This window comes from Cutibacterium sp. KBN10P07758 (assembly GCF_050286205.1).
Classification (GTDB): Bacteria; Actinomycetota; Actinomycetes; order Propionibacteriales; family Propionibacteriaceae; genus Cutibacterium; species Cutibacterium acnes.
Genome location: NZ_JBNNQV010000001.1, coordinates 21,835 through 40,773, shown reverse-complemented (window position 1 = coordinate 40,773; position 18,939 = coordinate 21,835). Strand labels below are relative to the sequence as shown.

The 18,939-nt window shown below is 58.9% G+C and carries 16 protein-coding genes; 12 read left to right on the top strand and 4 right to left on the bottom strand.

Features of this window, described 5'->3' with window-relative positions:
• The first annotated feature begins 2 nt into the window (after nt 1-2).
• From ACOYO3_RS00200 to ACOYO3_RS00180, 5 genes are all read left to right on the top strand, one after another.
• Nucleotides 3-1,427, top strand: coding sequence for an MFS transporter (locus ACOYO3_RS00200; RefSeq protein WP_002517454.1), 1,425 nt, complete (start codon nt 3-5; stop codon nt 1,425-1,427).
• 19 nt (nt 1,428-1,446) lie between these two features.
• Nucleotides 1,447-3,939 (top strand): TIM-barrel domain-containing protein, encoded by a 2,493-nt coding sequence (locus tag ACOYO3_RS00195; RefSeq protein WP_002524556.1) that lies wholly within the window; start codon nt 1,447-1,449, stop codon nt 3,937-3,939.
• 29 nt (nt 3,940-3,968) lie between these two features.
• Nucleotides 3,969-5,753 (top strand): beta-glucuronidase, encoded by a 1,785-nt coding sequence (uidA, locus tag ACOYO3_RS00190; RefSeq protein WP_002518535.1) that lies wholly within the window; start codon nt 3,969-3,971, stop codon nt 5,751-5,753.
• Nucleotides 5,754-5,877: 124 nt separating this feature from the next.
• The gene (locus tag ACOYO3_RS00185; RefSeq protein WP_427305704.1) at nt 5,878-9,258 is read left to right on the top strand and encodes a hypothetical protein; all 3,381 of its coding nucleotides are present in this window, start codon (nt 5,878-5,880) and stop codon (nt 9,256-9,258) included.
• Between the two features lie 266 nt (nt 9,259-9,524).
• Nucleotides 9,525-10,226 carry a (2Fe-2S)-binding protein gene (locus tag ACOYO3_RS00180; protein ID WP_002524557.1) on the top strand — a complete coding sequence of 234 codons (702 nt, stop codon included), beginning with the start codon at nt 9,525-9,527 and terminating at the stop codon, nt 10,224-10,226.
• Here ACOYO3_RS00180 and ACOYO3_RS00175 read toward each other — a convergent pair.
• Nucleotides 10,172-10,858 carry a hypothetical protein gene (locus ACOYO3_RS00175; RefSeq protein WP_002524558.1) on the bottom strand — a complete coding sequence of 229 codons (687 nt, stop codon included), beginning with the start codon at nt 10,856-10,858 and terminating at the stop codon, nt 10,172-10,174. The genes ACOYO3_RS00180 and ACOYO3_RS00175 overlap by 55 nt on opposite strands.
• Nucleotides 10,859-11,052: 194 nt before the next feature.
• Here ACOYO3_RS00175 and ACOYO3_RS00170 point away from each other — a divergent pair, with 194 nt between their 5' ends.
• From ACOYO3_RS00170 to ACOYO3_RS00155, 4 genes are all read left to right on the top strand, one after another.
• On the top strand, nt 11,053-12,399 hold the full coding sequence (locus ACOYO3_RS00170; RefSeq protein ID WP_427305909.1) for a PLP-dependent aminotransferase family protein: 1,347 nt from the start codon (nt 11,053-11,055) through the stop codon (nt 12,397-12,399).
• A gap of 330 nt (nt 12,400-12,729) precedes the next feature.
• Complete coding sequence (locus tag ACOYO3_RS00165; protein ID WP_002515704.1) at nt 12,730-13,677, top strand: D-alanine--D-alanine ligase family protein; 948 nt, start codon at nt 12,730-12,732, stop codon at nt 13,675-13,677.
• Nucleotides 13,670-14,386 (top strand): SURF1 family protein, encoded by a 717-nt coding sequence (locus ACOYO3_RS00160; protein ID WP_002519776.1) that lies wholly within the window; start codon nt 13,670-13,672, stop codon nt 14,384-14,386. Before ACOYO3_RS00165 ends, ACOYO3_RS00160 begins: the two co-directional genes overlap by 8 nt.
• A complete protein-coding gene (locus ACOYO3_RS00155) occupies nt 14,383-14,955 on the top strand; it encodes a DUF3817 domain-containing protein (protein ID WP_002518539.1) in 573 nt (190 codons plus the stop codon). Before ACOYO3_RS00160 ends, ACOYO3_RS00155 begins: the two co-directional genes overlap by 4 nt.
• A 257-nt stretch (nt 14,956-15,212) precedes the next feature.
• On the opposite strand, the gene ACOYO3_RS00150 is transcribed toward ACOYO3_RS00155, so the two are convergent.
• From ACOYO3_RS00150 to ACOYO3_RS00140, 3 genes are read right to left on the bottom strand one after another with little or no spacing between them, the layout of a single operon-like run.
• The gene (locus ACOYO3_RS00150) at nt 15,213-16,139 is read right to left on the bottom strand and encodes a ParB/RepB/Spo0J family partition protein (RefSeq protein WP_002518540.1); all 927 of its coding nucleotides are present in this window, start codon (nt 16,137-16,139) and stop codon (nt 15,213-15,215) included.
• The gene (locus ACOYO3_RS00145) at nt 16,136-17,128 is read right to left on the bottom strand and encodes a ParA family protein (RefSeq protein WP_002518541.1); all 993 of its coding nucleotides are present in this window, start codon (nt 17,126-17,128) and stop codon (nt 16,136-16,138) included. Before ACOYO3_RS00145 ends, ACOYO3_RS00150 begins: the two co-directional genes overlap by 4 nt.
• Nucleotides 17,129-17,183: 55 nt before the next feature.
• Complete coding sequence (locus tag ACOYO3_RS00140) at nt 17,184-17,405, bottom strand: hypothetical protein (RefSeq protein WP_002519777.1); 222 nt, start codon at nt 17,403-17,405, stop codon at nt 17,184-17,186.
• A gap of 103 nt (nt 17,406-17,508) precedes the next feature.
• Between ACOYO3_RS00140 and ACOYO3_RS00135 the strand changes: the two genes are divergently transcribed.
• The 3 genes from ACOYO3_RS00135 to ACOYO3_RS00125 all read left to right on the top strand — a co-directional run bounded on the left by ACOYO3_RS00135 (nt 17,509) and on the right by ACOYO3_RS00125 (nt 18,918).
• Entirely contained in the window at nt 17,509-17,739 is a 231-nt protein-coding gene (locus ACOYO3_RS00135) for a hypothetical protein (protein WP_002518543.1), read from the top strand.
• Between the two features lie 586 nt (nt 17,740-18,325).
• The gene (locus tag ACOYO3_RS00130; protein WP_002524560.1) at nt 18,326-18,691 is read left to right on the top strand and encodes a hypothetical protein; all 366 of its coding nucleotides are present in this window, start codon (nt 18,326-18,328) and stop codon (nt 18,689-18,691) included.
• On the top strand, nt 18,688-18,918 hold the full coding sequence (locus tag ACOYO3_RS00125; RefSeq protein ID WP_002515810.1) for a hypothetical protein: 231 nt from the start codon (nt 18,688-18,690) through the stop codon (nt 18,916-18,918). Before ACOYO3_RS00130 ends, ACOYO3_RS00125 begins: the two co-directional genes overlap by 4 nt.
• Nucleotides 18,919-18,939 lie beyond the last annotated feature (21 nt).

Here is an 18,939-nt window from a genome sequence, read left to right as displayed (position 1 = left end):
CAATGTCGACCATCACAACGAAAGGCCAGAAGGCTAAGGCGGTGAATGCTCGCGATTTCGATATTCGCGACATGATTGGCTACGCGCTTGGCGATGTGGGCAACAATTTCACCTTCAACTTGGTGAATTCGTTCCTCATGATTTTCTACACCAATGTTTTCGGTCTTGCCGCGGCGCTGGTGGGAGCATTGTTTATGGCTGCCCGTCTCGTTGACGCCTTCGTCGACATCATGGTCGGCCGCCTTATCGACAACTCGAAGATGACCAAACGCGGACGCTTCACCCCGTGGGTCATGCGCATGAAGTTTCCGCTTGCTGCCTCCGCCATTCTCCTCTTTCTGCCAGCTGCCGGCCACCTTCCCATGACGACACGTGTGGTCTACGCCTTCGTCACCTACCTGGCCTGGGGCATCTTCTACTCCTTTGTCAATATCCCCTATGGATCCATGGCTTCAGCGATCTCCGGGAAGCCGCGCGACAAGACCTCGCTATCCACCGCACGGAGCATTGGCTCGGCTTCAGGCGCCGCCATCGTTAGCTATGTCGTGCCGCTTATTATGTACGGCAGCAACTCTCATCAGATCAACCCGCATCGATTCTTTACGGGAGCGGCTATTTTCGCCGTCCTTGGCTTGTTCTGCTACATCGGTCTGACGATGCTGACCGTCGAGCGTATTCGAATTGACAAGACGGAGCGCGTCCCACTGGGCAAGATGTTCTCTGAAATGGCACACAATAAAGCCCTCGTCATGCTGGTCCTTATTGATATCGTTGTCGTCATCAACCAGAATCTTTCTGGTATCACGCTGACCTATCTTTTCAATGATTATTTCCAGAATAAGACTGCGATGTCTATTGCTCTAGTATTCAATTTCACAACTGTTATTCTAGTAGCTCCTTTCGCGCAGACCCTGGTTCGGAATTTCGGTCGAAAAGAATCGGCAGCAGTGGCATTATTCTTCGGCGCCGCCATGTACGGTCTGATGCTCATCATCCACACCCACAGCCCCTGGATTTTCCTTGTTGACCTCTTCTTCGGCTCACTTGGCGCCGGCGTGTTCAACCTCATGGTGTGGGCCTTCATTACCGACGTCATCGATGCCCAGGAGGTCATGTCCGGGGAGCGTGAAGACGGTGTCATCTATGGCGTGAACTCCTTCGCCCGCAAGCTTGCCCAGGCCATTGCCGGTGGAATCGGCGGAGCCATGCTGACGATGATCGGCTACCAGTCCTCCTCCCAAGGTGGTGCCGTTCAGTCGGAGTCCGTCGTCAATCACCTGTACACGCTCGCCACCGCCATCCCGACGATCTGCTGCCTCGGCGCTGCCCTGCTCATGCTGGGCTACCCGCTCACCCGCGACAAGGTGGTCGCCAACGCCGACGAGTTGGCTCGTCGCCACGCAGTACAGGCCGAGCAAAACTCCTGACCCATAACGGAGGCACATCATGGACACGCTCATGCGGATCACCGACCACTTGACAACCTCGCCGGGTATCCAATTGAAAATTGACAAGCGATGGGGTGCCTCCGTCACATTTGTGACGCGTTCCATCGCCCACGTGCGAATTTTCGACGCCGCCGATCCGCAGCTCGACCGGACCTGGAGCATCAGCCTCGGTTCCAACGCCACCCCGCGGACCGGACTGGGGCCCCGTGACCTCCTCGACCATTCCCCTGCCCCGGCATGGGCGGGCAATTCTCGCGATGTCGCGCCCGTCGAGGACATGGAGGTGACGACAACTGTCACCGCCAGCGCCGAAGACACTGCTAGTCACCCGGAGTTTTCCGGGGTTTACGCTGACGAACCGGTCGATTCCCCTGACCCAGACGAGAAGTCCTTCATCGTTGGCACCGATTCGCTGCGAGTCATCATCCGCGACTGCCCATTACGGATGACCTGGCAGCGCCGGGCTGACGACTGGGTCACCGTCAGCGAAGATCGCCCCACCGGGGCCTATGAAATCGGGACTCACACCGGGCGGGTCGCCCACCACAGAGTCCGCAACATCGACGACCGTTACTACGGCCTCGGTGAGAAATCGGGCGACCTGGAGCGCACCGGACGTATCTTCGACATGAGGTGCCTGGACGCCCTGGGATATGACGCCGGCAGCACCGACCCCCTGTACAAACACGTGCCTTTCCTCATGACCCGCACCGCCAACGGTGCCTTCGGGATCTTCTATGACAACCTGTCGGCATCGCGATTCAATCTGGGAGCCGAAGTCGACAACTACCACCGTCCTTTCACCTCGTGGCAAGCCGACCACGGCGACATCGACTATTGGGTCATGACAGCCGACCACCTCTGCGACCTCACCCCGCAGATCTTGCGTCTCACCGGCAACCCGGCCTTTCTACCGCGCTGGGCGCTGGGCTACTCGGGCTCGACAATGCATTACACCGACGCCCCCGACGCCTCCTGCCAGTTGCTGAAGTTCATCGACCTGTTGCGCGAGCATGCGATCCCGTGCGACTCCTTTCAACTCTCGTCGGGCTACACCACCATCGGCTCGCGCCGTTACGTCTTTACCTGGGACCGTGACAAATTTTCCCAGCCCACCGACACTACGAGGCACTTTCGTGACGCCGGCCTCCACCTGGCGGCAAATATCAAACCAGCCCTACTGACGACGCACCCCTATTACCGCGATGTGGCAGAGGCGGGGATTTTTGTCACCAACTCCCGGACTGGGGAACCGGCGACGTCGATGTTCTGGGGCGGTCACGGCGGCAACGTCGACTTCACCAACCCGCGCGGAGTGCAGTGGTGGAAAGACAACGTCCGCCACCAGCTCATCGACATGGGCATCGAATCCACCTGGAACGACAACAACGAGTACGAATTGTGGTCAGAGGACGCCATTTGTGACGGTTTTGGTCACCCTGTCGAGCTGGACCGCATTCGCCCAGTGCAGGCCCTTCTCATGAGCCGCGCCTCCTTTGAAGCCCAACGCGAGGCTGCCCCTGTCGAACGCCCCTTCCTTATTTCTCGGTCTGGGCCGCTAGGTCTGCAGCGCTACGTCCAGACCTGGAGTGGTGACAATTCCACCTCTTGGCGCACCCTGAAGTACAACACCCGGATGGGTGTAGGGATGAGCATGTCTGGGCTAGTGAATTTCGGCCACGACGTCGGCGGATTCGCCGGTACCGCCCGACCCGGCCCGGAGCTTTTTGCCCGCTGGGTGGCCAACGGCGTAATGCATCCGCGCTTCACGATCCATTCCTGGCACAACGATGGTTCGGTCAATGAACCCTGGATGTACCCCGAGATCACCGACATCGTCCGGGAGATGATCCGGCTGCGCTACCGCCTCATCCCATTCCTGTACACCCTGTCATATCTGGCGGCGGAGCGACGCGAACCCATCGTCAACCCGGTGTTCAGCCTCGACGACACGCTTCATGAGGAGTCCGATGATTTCCTACTCGGCCACGACCTGTTGGTGGCATCCGTCGTCGAAAAGGGCCAAACCACTCGAACCGTCACCCTCCCTCACGTCTCCGACGGCTGGTTTGAGTTCGACACCGGCGTCCATCATGACCCAGGCACCGTCACCCTCGAGGCCCCACTAGACCGCCTGCCACTGCTGGTGCGCGCTGGGGCAGGGATCCCACAGTGTGAGTTGCCCGCGCCTTCGGGGGAAATCATCACCACGCGGACGGTCGAAAACTCCCCACACAGGATCGTTCTCTACCTTCCTGACGGTAACGGCCATTCGCAGGGATTTTTCTTCGACGACGATGGCCATACCAATGGTTACCGCCAGGGCCATGGGTACTGGCTCACCTGGTCCGCCGATCACACCGACACCACGGTGATAGTTCATACTCATGTCGAAGGTGACTACCAACCGTCATGGGGAACTATGGCTTTCGCTCTTCGCCCAGGAGATGACCGCGCCATCAAGGTCGTAGCCGACGCCGCCCAGGACTAGAAACCAAACGCCACAACCGGAAGGAGATCATGATGCTGCGACCACAGGACACCGCCACCCGGGACACGAAGTGTCTGTCGGGGATGTGGGACTTTGCCTTCGACGCCGAGGACCGCGGCCAGACAGAGAAATGGTTCACTCGACCGTTGCCCACGTGCACCGAGATGGCAGTTCCGGCGTCGTACCAGGATCTCTCCACTGATCCCGCCGCCCGCGATCACGTTGGCCCAGTCTGGTACCAACGTGAGGTTCGCATTCCGCGCGGTTGGACCGATGATCGCGTCGTCGTCCATTTCGAGTCTGCGACTCATGCCGCCACCGTCTGGGTCAACGACGTCGAGGTCGTCAGACATGTTGGCGGGTACCTCCCTTTCGAAGCCGATATCACCGATCATGTCTGCGCGGGCAAAAAATGTCGGCTCACGGTTCGTGTCGATAATCGGTTGTCCTTCCAGACCATTCCGCCGGGGATTATCGTCGACTCTCCCGAGGGCCCGAAGCAGAAGTACTGGCACGACTTCTTCAATTACGCCGGCATCCACCGCGACGTGTGGCTGTGTCGCCGCCCCCAGGCCCACATTGAGGACGTCACCATCACCACTGACATTGACGGAAATGACGGAATCGTCACCTGGTCGGTTCTTTTGCACGATGCTGAACCTTTAACGACTCGGGTGACAATTTTCGACACCGAGGGCAACGTGGTCGCTGGGGGAACCAGTGCGAACGCCCATGCGCGCATCCCGTCGGTCCATCTCTGGCAGCCAGGCCACGGGTATCTTTACGAGGCCGAAATCTCCCTAGTCGACGGTGATCAGGTAATCGATACTTACCAGCAGGTCTTCGGCGTCCGAACTATCCGTGTCGACGGCGCCCGCCTCCTCGTCAACGGCGAGCCCGTGCACTTGACCGGATTCGGCATGCACGAGGATCACCAGACCATCGGCAAGGCCCACAACGATGCCCTCATGCTGCGCGACGCCGCCTGTCTAGAGTGGATCGGGGCGAATTCGCTGCGCACGTCCCATTACCCCTACTCCGAGCGTATCCTCGACTACGCCGACCGTCATGGTCTGCTCGTTATCGACGAAACCCCTGCTGTCGGCATAAACATGGGTCTGGGTGGCGGCATTTTTGGCGCCCAGGGCTACCCGACTTTCTCCGCGGAGACCATCAATGACAAGACCCAAAAGGTTCATGCCCAGGTCATCCGAGACCTTATCGCTCGAGATAAAAACCACCCCAGCGTCATCATCTGGTCCATCGCCAATGAGCCAGAGTCTGAGACTGAAGCCGCCGAAAACTACTTCCTCCCCCTCTTCGACGTGGCACGCGCAGCCGACCCCACCCGTCCGGTGAGTTTCGTCAACGTCATGCTCGCTCCGTTCGGAAAGTGTCGCGTATCGCAGTACTCCGACGTTTTGCTGCTCAACCGCTATTATGGCTGGTACGTCGACACTGGCGACCTGGCCGCCGCTGAGCGTCACTGGCGAGAAGAGATGGCAGGTTGGGCCAGCGAGAACAAGCCGATCATCATCACCGAATACGGCGCCGACACCATGCCCGGTCTGCACCAAATCCCCGCCCAGCCATGGAGCGAGGAGTACCAGGTCGAAGTGCTCAAGATGAACGAGCGGGTCTTCGACTCTTTCGACGCCATCGTCGGTGAGCACATCTGGAACTTCGCGGACTTCGCGACCACCAGTGGCACGATGCGCGTCGGAGGCAACCGAAAGGGCATCTTCACCCGGGATCGCCAGCCCAAGTCGGCCGCCTTCCACCTGCGCAAGAGGTGGCGTGGCGTCGCGCAGTAACGTCCGCACAAGTAGACCCGGTGGGCGTGAGAGCGAGCGCCCTTACGCCCACCCCCGCCCGGACCGCTTGCCCGTCTGGCCACTCCTCCATGGGAACCACTCGATGGCAGGCACAATTGGTTCTATGGTCACTCAAGCTCACATGGATTCCGTGAATCTAAGACTGGCGCTCAACGGTCTGCCACTGCCGACGGCTGCGCGCGCTTCCTACATTGACGTTGTCGCCCCAGTCTTGGCCCGGCAGCGTGAGCTGAGGAGGGAACTCCCCGAGCTCCTCTGCCCGGCCGACCGCCGTATTCAGGCATTCATCGACCGCTACCTGGGCGAGGACTCTTCCGTCCACCCCCGACTGCCCGACACCACCTTGACCCTTGACGAGCCCGGCCTCGCACGGGCCCTCTCGCTACCCGTCAACGGCGACGATTTCAGTTCCGACCTTGTCTCGAGTTACCGAGTGGCCAACGGCGTCCTACACAATCCCCGCAATGACCGTCGCACCACTGCTGGTGTATTCCACGTCGCCGAGGGCGGACTGGCAATCCCCGACGACAAGAAGGCCGTGCCGATCGACGTCTTCGCCCGTCTGCTCGACCTTGCCTTCCAGGCCCCACCCGAGCACACCCTGCTGCCTTACACTTCTACCCAACCGGTCGACCGCCAGGCCCACACCTGGGTTTCCTTGTTGCTGAGGCCCCTGGTGGTGCCCGAAGTGCCCGGTTTCGTCTCCGAGCGCCGCATGGAGATTCGGTTCTTCGCCCCCGGCGGGCTGGTCTCCAACCTGGACTTCGTGGAGGGGATCTTTGGTAACAGTGGCGATCCCCTTCTGCCCGTGAACGACTCGGCCCTCGCCCCGTCGGGTTGGACTGGCCACAGCGGCTGCATCATCCTCGCCCCGCATCTCAACCTCATCCGTAAGGTAGACCTCGGTCTGCCCCATGTCGACCAGGCAACCGACCGTCAGCGTCGCGACGGGATGTGCTGGTCTGACGAGTCTGAGCTCTACAACGAGGGCAAGCCATTCAAGCTGTGTGCCCGTGACGAGTCCGGGGTCATCCTCACTATCGTCGCCGACAACTACTTCGGCTATTGCAAGAAGGAGGTTAAGACCCAGATCTCCTACTCAGCTAACTTGTTCGGGCTGGCCGAGGAGGAGCATTCCGGCGGCGCCCGCGCCTACATCTCCCACAACGAGGGCCAGGAATACGCCACCCCAGTCTGCGACCAGACGGTTTCCGACGTCGTTATGGCCAATCCGGACCACTTCGAGATGCTTAGCGACGGCCAGGCCCGGGTACTCGATATCGACGACGTCGTCCTGGTGCCGGGTGGGACCAAGTTCAGCCTGCGTGACGGCACTGTCAGCTGGGATAACGGTGACCACTCGATCCGAATGCGCGCTGACACCGAGTACATCTCCCCCGCCGGCTACCGGATTCACATGGTCCACAACGATGCTGACGACCAGTGGTACCTCGAGGGCACTTACGGCGATTCGACGACTCTACATAAGTGCTGCACGGTATCCGGTGGTGGGAAGTCGGAGATTTCCAAGGCCATATCGGACACCTTCCTGTGGGGCAATGCCTACTCTCCGGATTTCGAGGCCGACATGGATGCCGTCGATGACATCTTGCATCGGGACTACTCGACGCGGTTCGCCGATCCCAAGCTTAACGGCATCGACCATCGTCCGGTCCTCTCGACGGAGCGTTCGGTGGGTTCGGTCATCAAGCTCCTCACCCCATCCTCGGACTTCACCGACTGGTACAACGATTGGATCAACTCGATTCCGGCCTTCCGCAAGGAGCTGGTCTTCACCATCAAGCGCTACTACAAGCCGGAATGGGGTGATGACTGGCGCTCCCACTTCAGCGTCGCCCCCACAAATGGTCGCCACGGCAACATGGTCCGTCTCGACGGCCAGAAGGTGCTGGTGAGTATGGCGCGCGTGGGATTCCAGCCCGACGGCTCGTGGCGGCTGTTCACCCTGCGCCACGATTACGCTCCGGCCGTTAAGGTGCAAACCGAGGATGACATGACAGCGTCAATCGTCACATCTCCGGGCGTAGTTACCGGCCCTGAAGGTCTGTCGCGCAAAGTCGTCGCCAACTGCGAAGCGTTGCTCTTCCAGCGCCCTGACGACGCCATTTACCGTGGGTACGACACCCAAACCGAGCGTGATATGAGCGGGACGGACTTGTTCATCTCGAACTACCAGCCGCTGACCCGCGAGGACGTCAGGGCAATGCGTGACGACGTGGTGGCCTTCTCGAAGTTCACCCCACCGATGCGCACCTTCCTGTCGAACTTCGCTGATTCCGACCCTTCGGAGCAGCCAAAATTCGTCGTCTCCAGCGCCGATCCTCGTCTTATCGACGGGGTGCGTTCGCGCAACCCACGCTACTTGCAGGTGCGTCCAGACATTGCCAAGCCGCGCGAAACCGCAATCGCCAATCTTGCCAGCCACCTGTATCACGGACTGCCGATCGACGAACCGCTGCCCCTGCCGGTCGACGTGGTCGCCGCCGGGCGTCGCAACAACCCGCCCGAGGGCAAAATCCCGGCCTTGTGTGCGTACAACCCACTGCACTACATGGAGCTGCCGGAATTATTCATGGAGTTCATCTCCTCGATGACTGGTAAGAGTCCTTCGACGACGGGAGCCGGTTCGGAGGGAGCCCTGACGAAGGCACCGTTCAATGCCTTGCCAGCGGTCTTCGACCTCAACTCGTCCTTCCTGTCCTTCGTGCTATCGGGGTATGATGGTTGGTTATCCTCGGCCGGATTCATCGGCCCGAAGGTTGAGGTCGCCCACGACATTTCCCTGCTCGTCCCGGAAATCTTCTGCCGGATGTCCCCAGCCGAGAGGGATGCCAAGACCCTTATCGAGGGTGGCTATCTGGAGAAGCTGGAAGATTACGATAAAGATGGCGAACTCATTCTCGCCTCCCGTCTGGGCTACCGCATGACGGAAAAGTTCATGCGCGCCTATTTCGGGCGTATCTTCTTGCACCCCGACACCGTCTTCACCCCTGAGATGCTGCGTCCGGAACTTCAGGACGCCGACATCTTCGCTGACTCGGTGCGAACGATCTCGACTACTCACGCTCGAGTAGCTAAGGCCTATTTCGACGACGGGACGGTCTCGCTGGCGGTACCGCCCATCCGGGCTCTGCTGGAAATCATGGTCAATGGAGTTTGCTCGGAGGGTTGGACTCTTGACGATCCCGAGTTGCGGGAGATGTTCACCCGCGAGTCAGTACTTGCCTCCGACTGGTACGCCGAGCGTATCGACGCCAAGCAGGCCGAAGCCGTGCGGCGCGCCGAGCGAGGAATCGCCCACCTTGAGCAGTTCATGGCTGATCCGCGTAACGCGTCCGCCTGCGAGGAAATTGACGTCCAGGCCCGTCTGGATCAAGTCCGCAAGTTCCACGATCGCGCCGTGACGGCTGAGTACCGCCAACAGTTGGTGGGCACTCTTGGTCGGCAGGTCAACTTCCGCTGAGGTTGGTCGGCCCCGCGTGTCATCACCTGGGGCCGATCGTCTGTTACCCAGGTCCCTGGTTCCCGGTATCCCGGGCCGTTCGTGACGTATCCGGGATCTCTAAACCCTGAACACAATCTGGGCGCCGGATCCTTGTGACGAAAAATCCCGCCTCGGGTGGGGTCACAACACTTGAGTGCCTCGCCCCTCACCGTGGCGGGATTTTTCGCACCTCATCCCTTGTCACTGGACTCGCGAAGCAGCATGAGAGGCAGCACTATGGGGGTGTGGACGTCATTGATCTCACTACAGCCGGTTTCGACGAGTGGGTCTGTGTCGAAAATCACCGGCCGAGCGATCTCCCCGCTGGTTCCTGGCTTCCGGCGATTCAGCTCATCGCTCCCGAAACCCTCATCCGCCGTGTCAACCATACCCACGAGGCTCTCCTGACCCAGCGCCATGAGGGAAAGGCGGGCCATGGTCACGAGGTCCCTGCCGCAGATGGCCCGGTTGCCTATCGTGTCGCACTGTCGGCAACCCAACTGGGAATTGTCGCCAGGTTGGTGGTTCCGGTCGTCGCAGCCCGGACCCTCGGCAACGATGTTGATTTCCCCAGGCTCGCGGACCTCTGGTTCCGTGATGTGCCTCTTGCTCCGGTTCCCGTGTCGGTAGCTTGGCAACCGGGACCAGCGAAAATCACCGGTTCAGCGGTTGAAGAGATCACTCGTGCCTTCATCGCCGCCGGGTTGAGCAAAATTGTCGCCTGGGACAACCTAGCCTCAGCAGTGAGCACTTCGGTCATCATGGTGACTCGCTGTCGCCCAGATTTACGCCAGGCAGCCATCGACGTCGCCACAGAGATATTGGCTATGGTCGACCCACGCCCCGGTATCACTGCCGGACCGGGCTTTCACCGCCGCAGCTGTTGCCTCTATTACCAGGTCAGTGGCTCTCGCATAGCTTGCTGTGGGGACTGCGCGCTGGTCTGAACCACGGTCGCCGGGGCATCGTAATCATGGCGGGCCAAACTCATCGGCCATCGCAATCGTCCAACATCAGCTGGAACTAACCCGTTGCCGCGCAACCACCCAAACCAGCGCTCTATCCAGCTCTCTTCCGTTTTAACTGACCGCCGCAGGTCTAACCTCATGCGACGAATCGCTCCGGCGCTCATAGGGTCAACCTCCTGGAATCCCCACGATTCCAACCAGGTGACGGGTGCGATACGAGGATCGGTGCATGGTCCAATAACGCCACCAGCCTCAATGACCGGCACGGATCCGTGTAGGCGAGCTGCCAGGAAGGATGTCCGCACTCTCCCCCAAGAAGCGTCACTCCGATGAGGAAGAAAGCCCACTAGAACCGCTGCCCCAGGTGTGCGGGGAATTTTCGACATCGGATGGTCTGGCGGAAGACAGGTTTCAGTAGCGACGAGCAGGATGCCCTCGATCTCGTCCCCGTGACGACTTGCGACCCCAAAGAATCCCCACCGCTGACAAGCTTCATCAGCCCACTCTGGCAAAGCCTTGTCAGGGTCAATTTTCCATTGCCGCAGTCGGGGGGCGGGTCCCAGAATTCGGGTGTCCTCCCGCTTCAGCGTTGTCAAATGCCTGACTCGCACAATGTCTCCTCCCGATGCGCCCTGCAGCGGATCGACGACGGCTCCTCACCGCGCCCCGCTGTGACGTCCGATGGGTGAAATAGACCGCACCTGGGTGAGTGTCATTCTAGATTTCCGGGTCTGCGGTGGGGCACAGTGGGAGGGTGAGCAGCACAAACCACATCACCAGGCAACCTGTTCCTCCGACCGATAGCGTGCGCGTCAAAGCCGCCGTTGCTGCTCACGAGGCCGCTGACGCTGCTACCGACCGCCGAGTCGACACCACCTTTGACAAGTTCCACGATCGGTATTCCACCCGCTCCCTGGGATTGAAAACCTCTCCCGTCCGTGCCCTGTTCGCGGTAGCGAATCGCCCCGAGGTCGTTTCCTTAGCCGGTGGTATGCCTAACATTGCCGACCTCCCTCTTGACGTCGTCAGTGAGTCGTTGAAGGAGCTCGTTGATACTCGCGGCACTGTCGTTATGCAATACGGGTCGGGGCAGGGTGAACCTGAGATGCGCAAGCACATCTGCGAGGTGATGGCCGTTGAGGGGCTCGTCGCAGACCCTGATGACGTCACTGTCACGTGTGGTTCTCAGCAGGGCCTGGATCTCGTCACGCGCATTTTTTGCAACCCAAGCGACGTCATTATGGCCGAGTCGCCGGCTTATGTCGGGGCGCTCAATACCTTCGCCTCGTACCAAACTGAGGTCATTCACGTCGACATGGACGACAGCGGGTTGGTTCCGGAATCCCTGCGTGAGAAAGTGACTGCAGCGCGTCAAGACGGCAAGTCGGTGAAGTTCCTTTACACGGTTCCTAACTACTCGAACCCGTCGGGAATCTCGCAATCCACCGAGCGTCGCCGGGAGATCCTAGCGGTGGCTGGCGAGCTGGATCTGTTGGTGGTTGAGGACAACCCGTACGGGTTACTCAACCTCGATGGTGATCCACTGCCGACGTTGAAGTCGATGGATCCCGACAACGTCGTGTACTTGGGGTCCTTCTCCAAGACATTCGCGCCAGGCTTCCGCATCGGTTGGGTTCTGTCGCCGTCGTTCGTACGCGACAAACTGGTTCTTGCCCAGGAGTCGGCGACCTTGTGCCCGCCGGTCTTTTCCCAGTTTGCTGTCTCGAGCTACCTGGCCCATTGGGATTGGCGTGCCCAGGTGGATAGCTTCATCAATATGTACCGCATCCGTCGTGACACTATGCTGGCCTCGTTGGCTGAGACTATGCCTGAGGGGACGACGTGGTCTCACCCATCTGGCGGGTTCTTTGTCTGGTTGACGATGCCGGGAGCGATCGATTCTGCCGCCATGCTTCCTCGAGCTGTGACGAAGTTTGTCGCTTATACGCCGGGGACGGCGTTCTACGCGGATGGTCGTGGTCAGCGCAATATTCGCCTGTCGTTCTGTTACCCGACTCCTGAGCGCATCAAAGTCGGTGTCGAGAGACTGGCTGGTGTGATGCGTGAAGAGCTGGAAATCGCCGAGACGTTCGGGCTGGCTGACGAGCGGCGTCATTCCCGCGATTTGGGGCCTGGTCCGAACTTGGCGTGATTCTGACAGGGATCAAACCCTGCAGCGATGCGACTCCAATTCGCGTTCTATAGATATAACGTTATGTCGACTTAGCTATATATGGAAGAAGGAGCTGCCGGGAGCGACTTTGAGCTCGCCCCGTAGCGGGTTTGTTTCAAACAATTGTCGTTTATTGCTCACTTCTATGGCGGGCGCAGTTTGATAACTATGTGAGCATCGGCCCGGCGTGCTTCAACCACGCCTCAGGCGGACGCTTTCCCAAGCTGCTCCCACGTTGCTGCCATTGTCTTATAGATACGGGGAGGGTCGGTTATGCCATCATTGTCTTGGCACTGGTTGAATGGGGGCATGTTGCAACCAGTCGTCGTCCTTGCCGGAGGACTCAGCCACCAGCGCGATATCTCTCTGAAGTCGGGTCGCACCGTTGCACAAGCGCTGCGGCGGGTCGGACACGAAGTCGTGGAAGCCGATATTGACTCCGCACTCATTGAGACCTTGCGTGCCAACGACGGTGCCGTCGTGTTTCCCATGTTGCACGGTGGTCTTGGCGAAAATGGTGCCCTTCTTGAAGTACTTCAGCTCATGGGCATCCCCTATGTGGGCTCCAGTCCAGCAACCTGCCGTATCTCTTTCGATAAGTCCATCGCATCTCGCGCCGTGGCCGCAGCCGGGATCGTCACACCACAGCAGGTCGCGTTACCCCATGACGTCTTCCGTGAGCTTGGCGCTCAGACGGTCATGCGTTCGATCGCCGAAAAGTTTGGCCTTCCGGTCATCGTTAAGCCGGCACGTGGGGGCTCAAGCCTCGGCGTCACAAAAGTCGATGGCGTCGACGATCTTCCTCAGGCCGTCGCGAACGCCTATGCCTATGACGACATGGTTGTAGTCGAGGAATTCATTGTGGGCACTGAGCTCGCAATAGGCATGATCACGACGTCTGAAGGCACGCGTGTGCTGCCAGCCGTCGAGATTCGCCCTGTCGGTGGTGTTTATGATTATTCAGCGATGTACACCGGTGGTGAGACACGACTAACAGCTCCTGCAGACATTAGCGATACAGCGGCCCAAACCGCGACGGCGATGGCCCGAGTCGTGCAAAAGGAGCTCGATTTCTCCGGGATATCTCGTGTCGATGCGATCGTGGACGAGTCCGGTCGCCCAGTTTTCTTGGAGGCCGGTGCTGCTCCCGGGATGACAGCTACTTCGCTCGTACCCGTGGCTATGAAAGCTGCCGGTCTAGACCTTGGCGAGGTGTGCTCTCGACTCGTCGATGACGTCGCTCGCAACCATGGCTGACAGTGTGCACATGAAGGGCTCCCGCCACGCCGTGCGCGTCAAGCAGGCATCTGTCGTCTTGCTCGGCGTCGTCCTTGCCAGTGTGATGGTCTTCCTCGGACTGTGGCAGATGAACGTTTTTGAGTCCCAACGTGACGACTCGACGCAGGCGCGTATCAACGGTCCAGTAATCACCTGGAATGAGGCTCCTAAGAAGGCCGATGTCATGGCCCAGTACGGACGCCGGGTGACGGTGACGGGCACGTTCCAACGGTCGACCACAACCTTGATAGGCACATCGTGGCCAGTACGCGTCGTAACGGGAATCAAATTGACCTCCGGGGAAACGATGGCCATAGTTCGCGGCAAGCTCTCGAAGGGCGAGAGAGTCCCTGCTGCGCCCACGGGCGTTATAACAGTGACGGGTGTGCTCGCGGCATCTGAAGCCGATGACGGTCGCCGAAATTCACAGATGCCGGCTGCCGTGCTCCCCTCCTTGCGGCTGGAAGTGTTGACCCAGACGTGGCCCCAACCCTTGGTACCAGCAACCCTGACCCTCGATAAGAAAAATGCGCTCGCTCAGGGGCTCGCCCCAGCACAACCAGTACTCCCGAAGGGTGACGGTGGCGAACGTAATCGCGGCTACGCATTGCAATGGTGGGTTTTTGCGATCTTTACTGTTGCCATGTCTCTCGCCTTCGCCCGCGCAGCGGGCAAGCATAAGGAATGACGGCCTGCTCGATGCAGCGTCAGTTGACGTGCTTCAGTACTCTGTTTCACGTGAAACACAGCGACGACGTGACCAGTGACGACTTTTATATGACACCTGACAACATCTCTGACGACACTCGCGCTGGCGATGCGGCCCACGACCACTCGACGGACTCCCGTCACTCTGAGACTACCGCCGAGACTGAAACAGAGCCATGGATCGAGCCTGATGACATCTCAGGGGTTCGCAAAGCCCTGCTCTGCTACCGCGTTATGGCGTACATTGTGGGAACACTCTTGATTGTTCTCGTGTGTGTAGCGATGCCACTCAAGTACGCGGCGGGCAGGCCGACGATGGTCAACGTGGTTGGAATCTCCCACGGATGGCTCTACCCCGTACTACTCATCACCGCCTATTTGTTGGGACGCAAGGCAGGCTGGCCACTAACCCGCCTGCTCATCATCGCTTTGGCCGGAACGATTCCGTTCCTGTCCTTCGTCGCGGAGTATTTCGCTCGTAAGGATGTCAACTGTCGTATTGATGACGCGAAAGACTATTGGGCTCATCATGGCGCACCAACTGAGTGACGGGTTGTATGTACTCTCCCGCTACCTACTCCGGTACTGTGCTCCAGGCATCACCTCATTGCAGCAAACCTTTGACGTGTAGCAGCGTGCTCACACAACGCACTGTTTTTCGCAAACTAGCGACCGCTGCGAGCTACTCCCGTCCTTAACGCACGTATCCATTGCGAGCAACATCGGTCCGACCGCGACCAGGGTTCGGCGTGACGCCTTTGGCCACGCTCTCTTCCGTGGCCGAACGCGTTCAGTGTCTTACCTCATCAGTCAGAAAATATGTCGATAAGTCGCTCTAGCTCTTCATTATCATTGAATGGGAAGGTTATGGTGCCTCTCCCATTACGGCGCCGCACTTTGACTGCGGTACGGAACCGCTGAGATAGCTGTTCTCCCAGCTTCACGGCCTCAGTATCCCGACCGGGTTTTTTCCGCTGATGCGGCTTAACCTCTGTCGTATCGTCCAAAGTCTGACGAACCAGCTCTTCAGTCGCGCGTACAGATAAACCTTCGTCTACGACGCGATTCGCTGTGCCGACTTGTACCTCAGGATTATCAATCGCCAAAAGGCATCTAGCGTGACCAGCGGTGATCTCACCATCAAGAAGTCGTTTCTGCACGTCCGCGCTAAGTTTGAGCAACCGGATGGTGTTCGCAATCTGTGACCGGGAACGCTGGATCTTCTCAGAGAGCTCATCCTGAGTGCATCCAAAATCGTTGAGCATCTGCTCATAAGCGGCTGCTTCTTCAAGAGGATTTAACTGCACGCGATGGAGGTTCTCAAGTAACGCATCTCGCAGCATGTCCTCGCTCGCCGTGGTGCGCACGATCGCAGGAACCGTTGCGAGGCCGGCCTTGCGAGCAGCACGCCACCGACGCTCACCCATAACGAGTTCGTAGCCGTTGTCGGCTGGGGTCACAACTACAGGCTGCAGAACTCCGACCGCCCGGATAGACTCAGAGAGTTCGGTCAGTTCTTCCTCGTTAAACATTTTACGCGGTTGGCGCGCGTTCGGAGAGATCTCATCCACGGAGATGAGCTCGAGCCGAGAGCCTCCAACACGTTCGTTTATCGCGTCGCCGTCAGTACTAGCGTCATCAACGCGCTCTTCGTCATCATCATCGAGATCCGTGCGTTGAAACAACTCTCCGAAACCCCGCCCTAAACCGCTGTGCTTGGCTGCCACTGTCATCCCTTCTTAGTGTCAGAAGCATCGGGGTGCTTCACACCGCTGGTGTTTGTACTGTGCTCATCGCACGCGTGCCGCTTTGCAAACTCAGCAGCAGCTTCGCGATACGCAACTGCCCCCGCTGATGTCGGCTCGTAAGTCAAAACGCTACGGCTATAGCTCGGTGCTTCCGAAACTCGGACAGACCGCGGTATGCGCGTTGACATCGTTTCACGTGCGAAGTGGGTACGAACCTCTTCATCCACTTGGGTAGAGAGGCGTGTTCGACCATCGAACATTGTCATGAGGATCGATCCCAGACGGAGCTCTTTATTCATCGCATGCCGAACCGCTTCGATCGTTCGCATCAGCTGCGTGACGCCTTCAAGGGCATAGTACTCACATTGAATTGGCAACAACACTTCGTCGGCAGCCACCAGCGCGTTGAGGGTCAAAAGCCCAAGTGATGGGGGACAGTCGAGAATCACGTAGTCCACGTCATGATTCTTCAAATACTTCCGCAACGCCTTCCGCAGGCGGCGTTCACGCCCCTTCACGTCTACAAGTTGAAGCTCAGCGCCGGAAAGGTCGATCGTGGCTGGGACCACTTCAAGACCCGGAGCTTCCGGGCTTGGCTTTGCGACAAGACCAATGTCCTCCTCATCTAGGAGAACTTCGTACGTTCCTGGCGTTCCCGCTTCGTGGTCGATCCCAAGCGCCGTCGAAGCATTACCCTGTGGATCGGTATCAATTACGAGCACCTTGAGTCCACTCATAGCCAGCGCAACCGCGAAGTTAATTGCAGTAGTCGTCTTGCCAACGCCGCCCTTCTGATTGGCCACCACAACAGTTCTCGGCGACGCTGGACGTGGGAGAGTCAAGGGCACGGTTGGTGCCGCCGGGCCATCGATACTATCGGCAGAAGATTCCGCGACCTCGAGCACATCGGGACTATCGAATGCCGCGCGCTTGGGCGCTCCGTCATAGATGGGGACCTCGTTGGTCATGCGCATCCTTTCAGTCGCGAGCGGAGTGACGTTTCACGTGAAACACTGACACTCGGTCACTTTACCGGCCACATCCTTCAGCGCCAGAGTCATCCGGCAGCTGTGGATAACTACCTATGTTGATAGCAGTAGCCTGTGGATAACCGCTTCCCACCGGTGGACAGCCCAGATTTCCATACCTGCGCGCTGATCCTCCGTTCATCGACACAACGTTGCAGCCATCAACGTCACGTTCATAGAACCGCCACGCCATTATCCACGTGCCTGAGTCAAAACGAAACACAGCCGCCCCGTTAAGCCCCAGTCCTACGGTTACCTGCAGCCAACATACCGGCCGGGCTGGCCCGCTGAAATAGCTCGTGGGCAGGCAGCAGCATCAAGCGCGCGTGACCGCTTCATGCGACTGGTCCCACACCAATCCCACACGAGTCTTTAGTCTGGAGCTCACGTCAGTCACCAAGCGTGTTCACGGCGTCGCCAACCGCACGCACCCACAAAGGGGAAACGGGTCACATCTTGGCCTCGTCTGTCCAACCAGTTCAGTAGAAGCATGTTACGGCTCCTGGTATCCACCTACGCGCCTAGCTCCTCCACGAGCTCTGTCACCAGGCCGCTAACGCGTTGACCGAACGTGTTGGACACAATTCTTGGACGATATTTCGGTGAATTCACCTCAACTCGACCGACCATACCGCCGATTTAATCATGATAGTATGACATTCGGCCCCTGCTTCAACCAAGGCTGCTGCACCGAGCCGTCGACATCCTACGACCGTATAACTGAACGCATGACCGGGTGAAGCCCCATTGCCTCGGGGTCGGGTTGAACACCATTGGAGGCGGGGTCGTGTCTTGCTCTTGACCGGGGTTCGTCGTCAGCTCAGACATGCTAAGCCTCCCATGATCAGCTCACTCCGCGCATCATGCCAATTGCACGTCCTTACCTAGTTGCAGATCGTTACCCCCTGTCCTGCGACCGGACGAGCAAGACGTTCGAACTCGGATGCTTCACTTAAAACCGCGACGCCGCCAGTCGGGCCACCAGTTCAGGTCAATTGCTAGCTTGAGCACGCCAACCGACGGGCTGCTATATACGTAACCGGCAACCTATCAGCACACCTTCGCCTGGATGTAATGGCCAGATCACTCCGTATGTCTGCTCGAAGGTACACACGGCGGTGTGTCGTCCCACGCTAGGAACTGATGTCTTGCTGTTCTTTCGCTCAGGCTTCCACTGATGACGCGTCTGTTGCCTGTCATCCCGCGCAGTTCTTGGACATCGTAAAACTCTTATCCCGCAGTGCTGAACTGGCGAGACGTACCACGCTGTTTCACGTGAAACACCACATTCTCCTACGCGCGGTCTGTCATCCAAGTGCCATGCCTTCGACGAGCGTCCGTACCCATATGATCGGTACGGACGCTCGTCCTAGCTCACCCAAGCTCACGCACACCGCTGGTGTCGCTACGATCACCTGCCGCCATCCTTGCTGGTGCCCTGCCCGCGTGTTGATGGTAGCCGCACCACTCGCCGGGACCTCAACTCACAAGCAACGACTACAGCATTGACATCATCTATCACAAACGCCGGGGCCAATATCCGACTTATCGATCGGTATCACCAGCGGGTTCACCAAGTTTCGGCCTTACAGACGTCGATGCACCTCGCCTTGGACACCACGCCCGGCCGATATTCATGTTCAACATGCGTTGATGCCGCCTCGGTCACTTACTTCGACGACATGCTGCAAGCTCCGTCCGGAACCATCACCGAGACCATGATGCAAGCGATTTGACCTAGCGCCTACAGCAACATC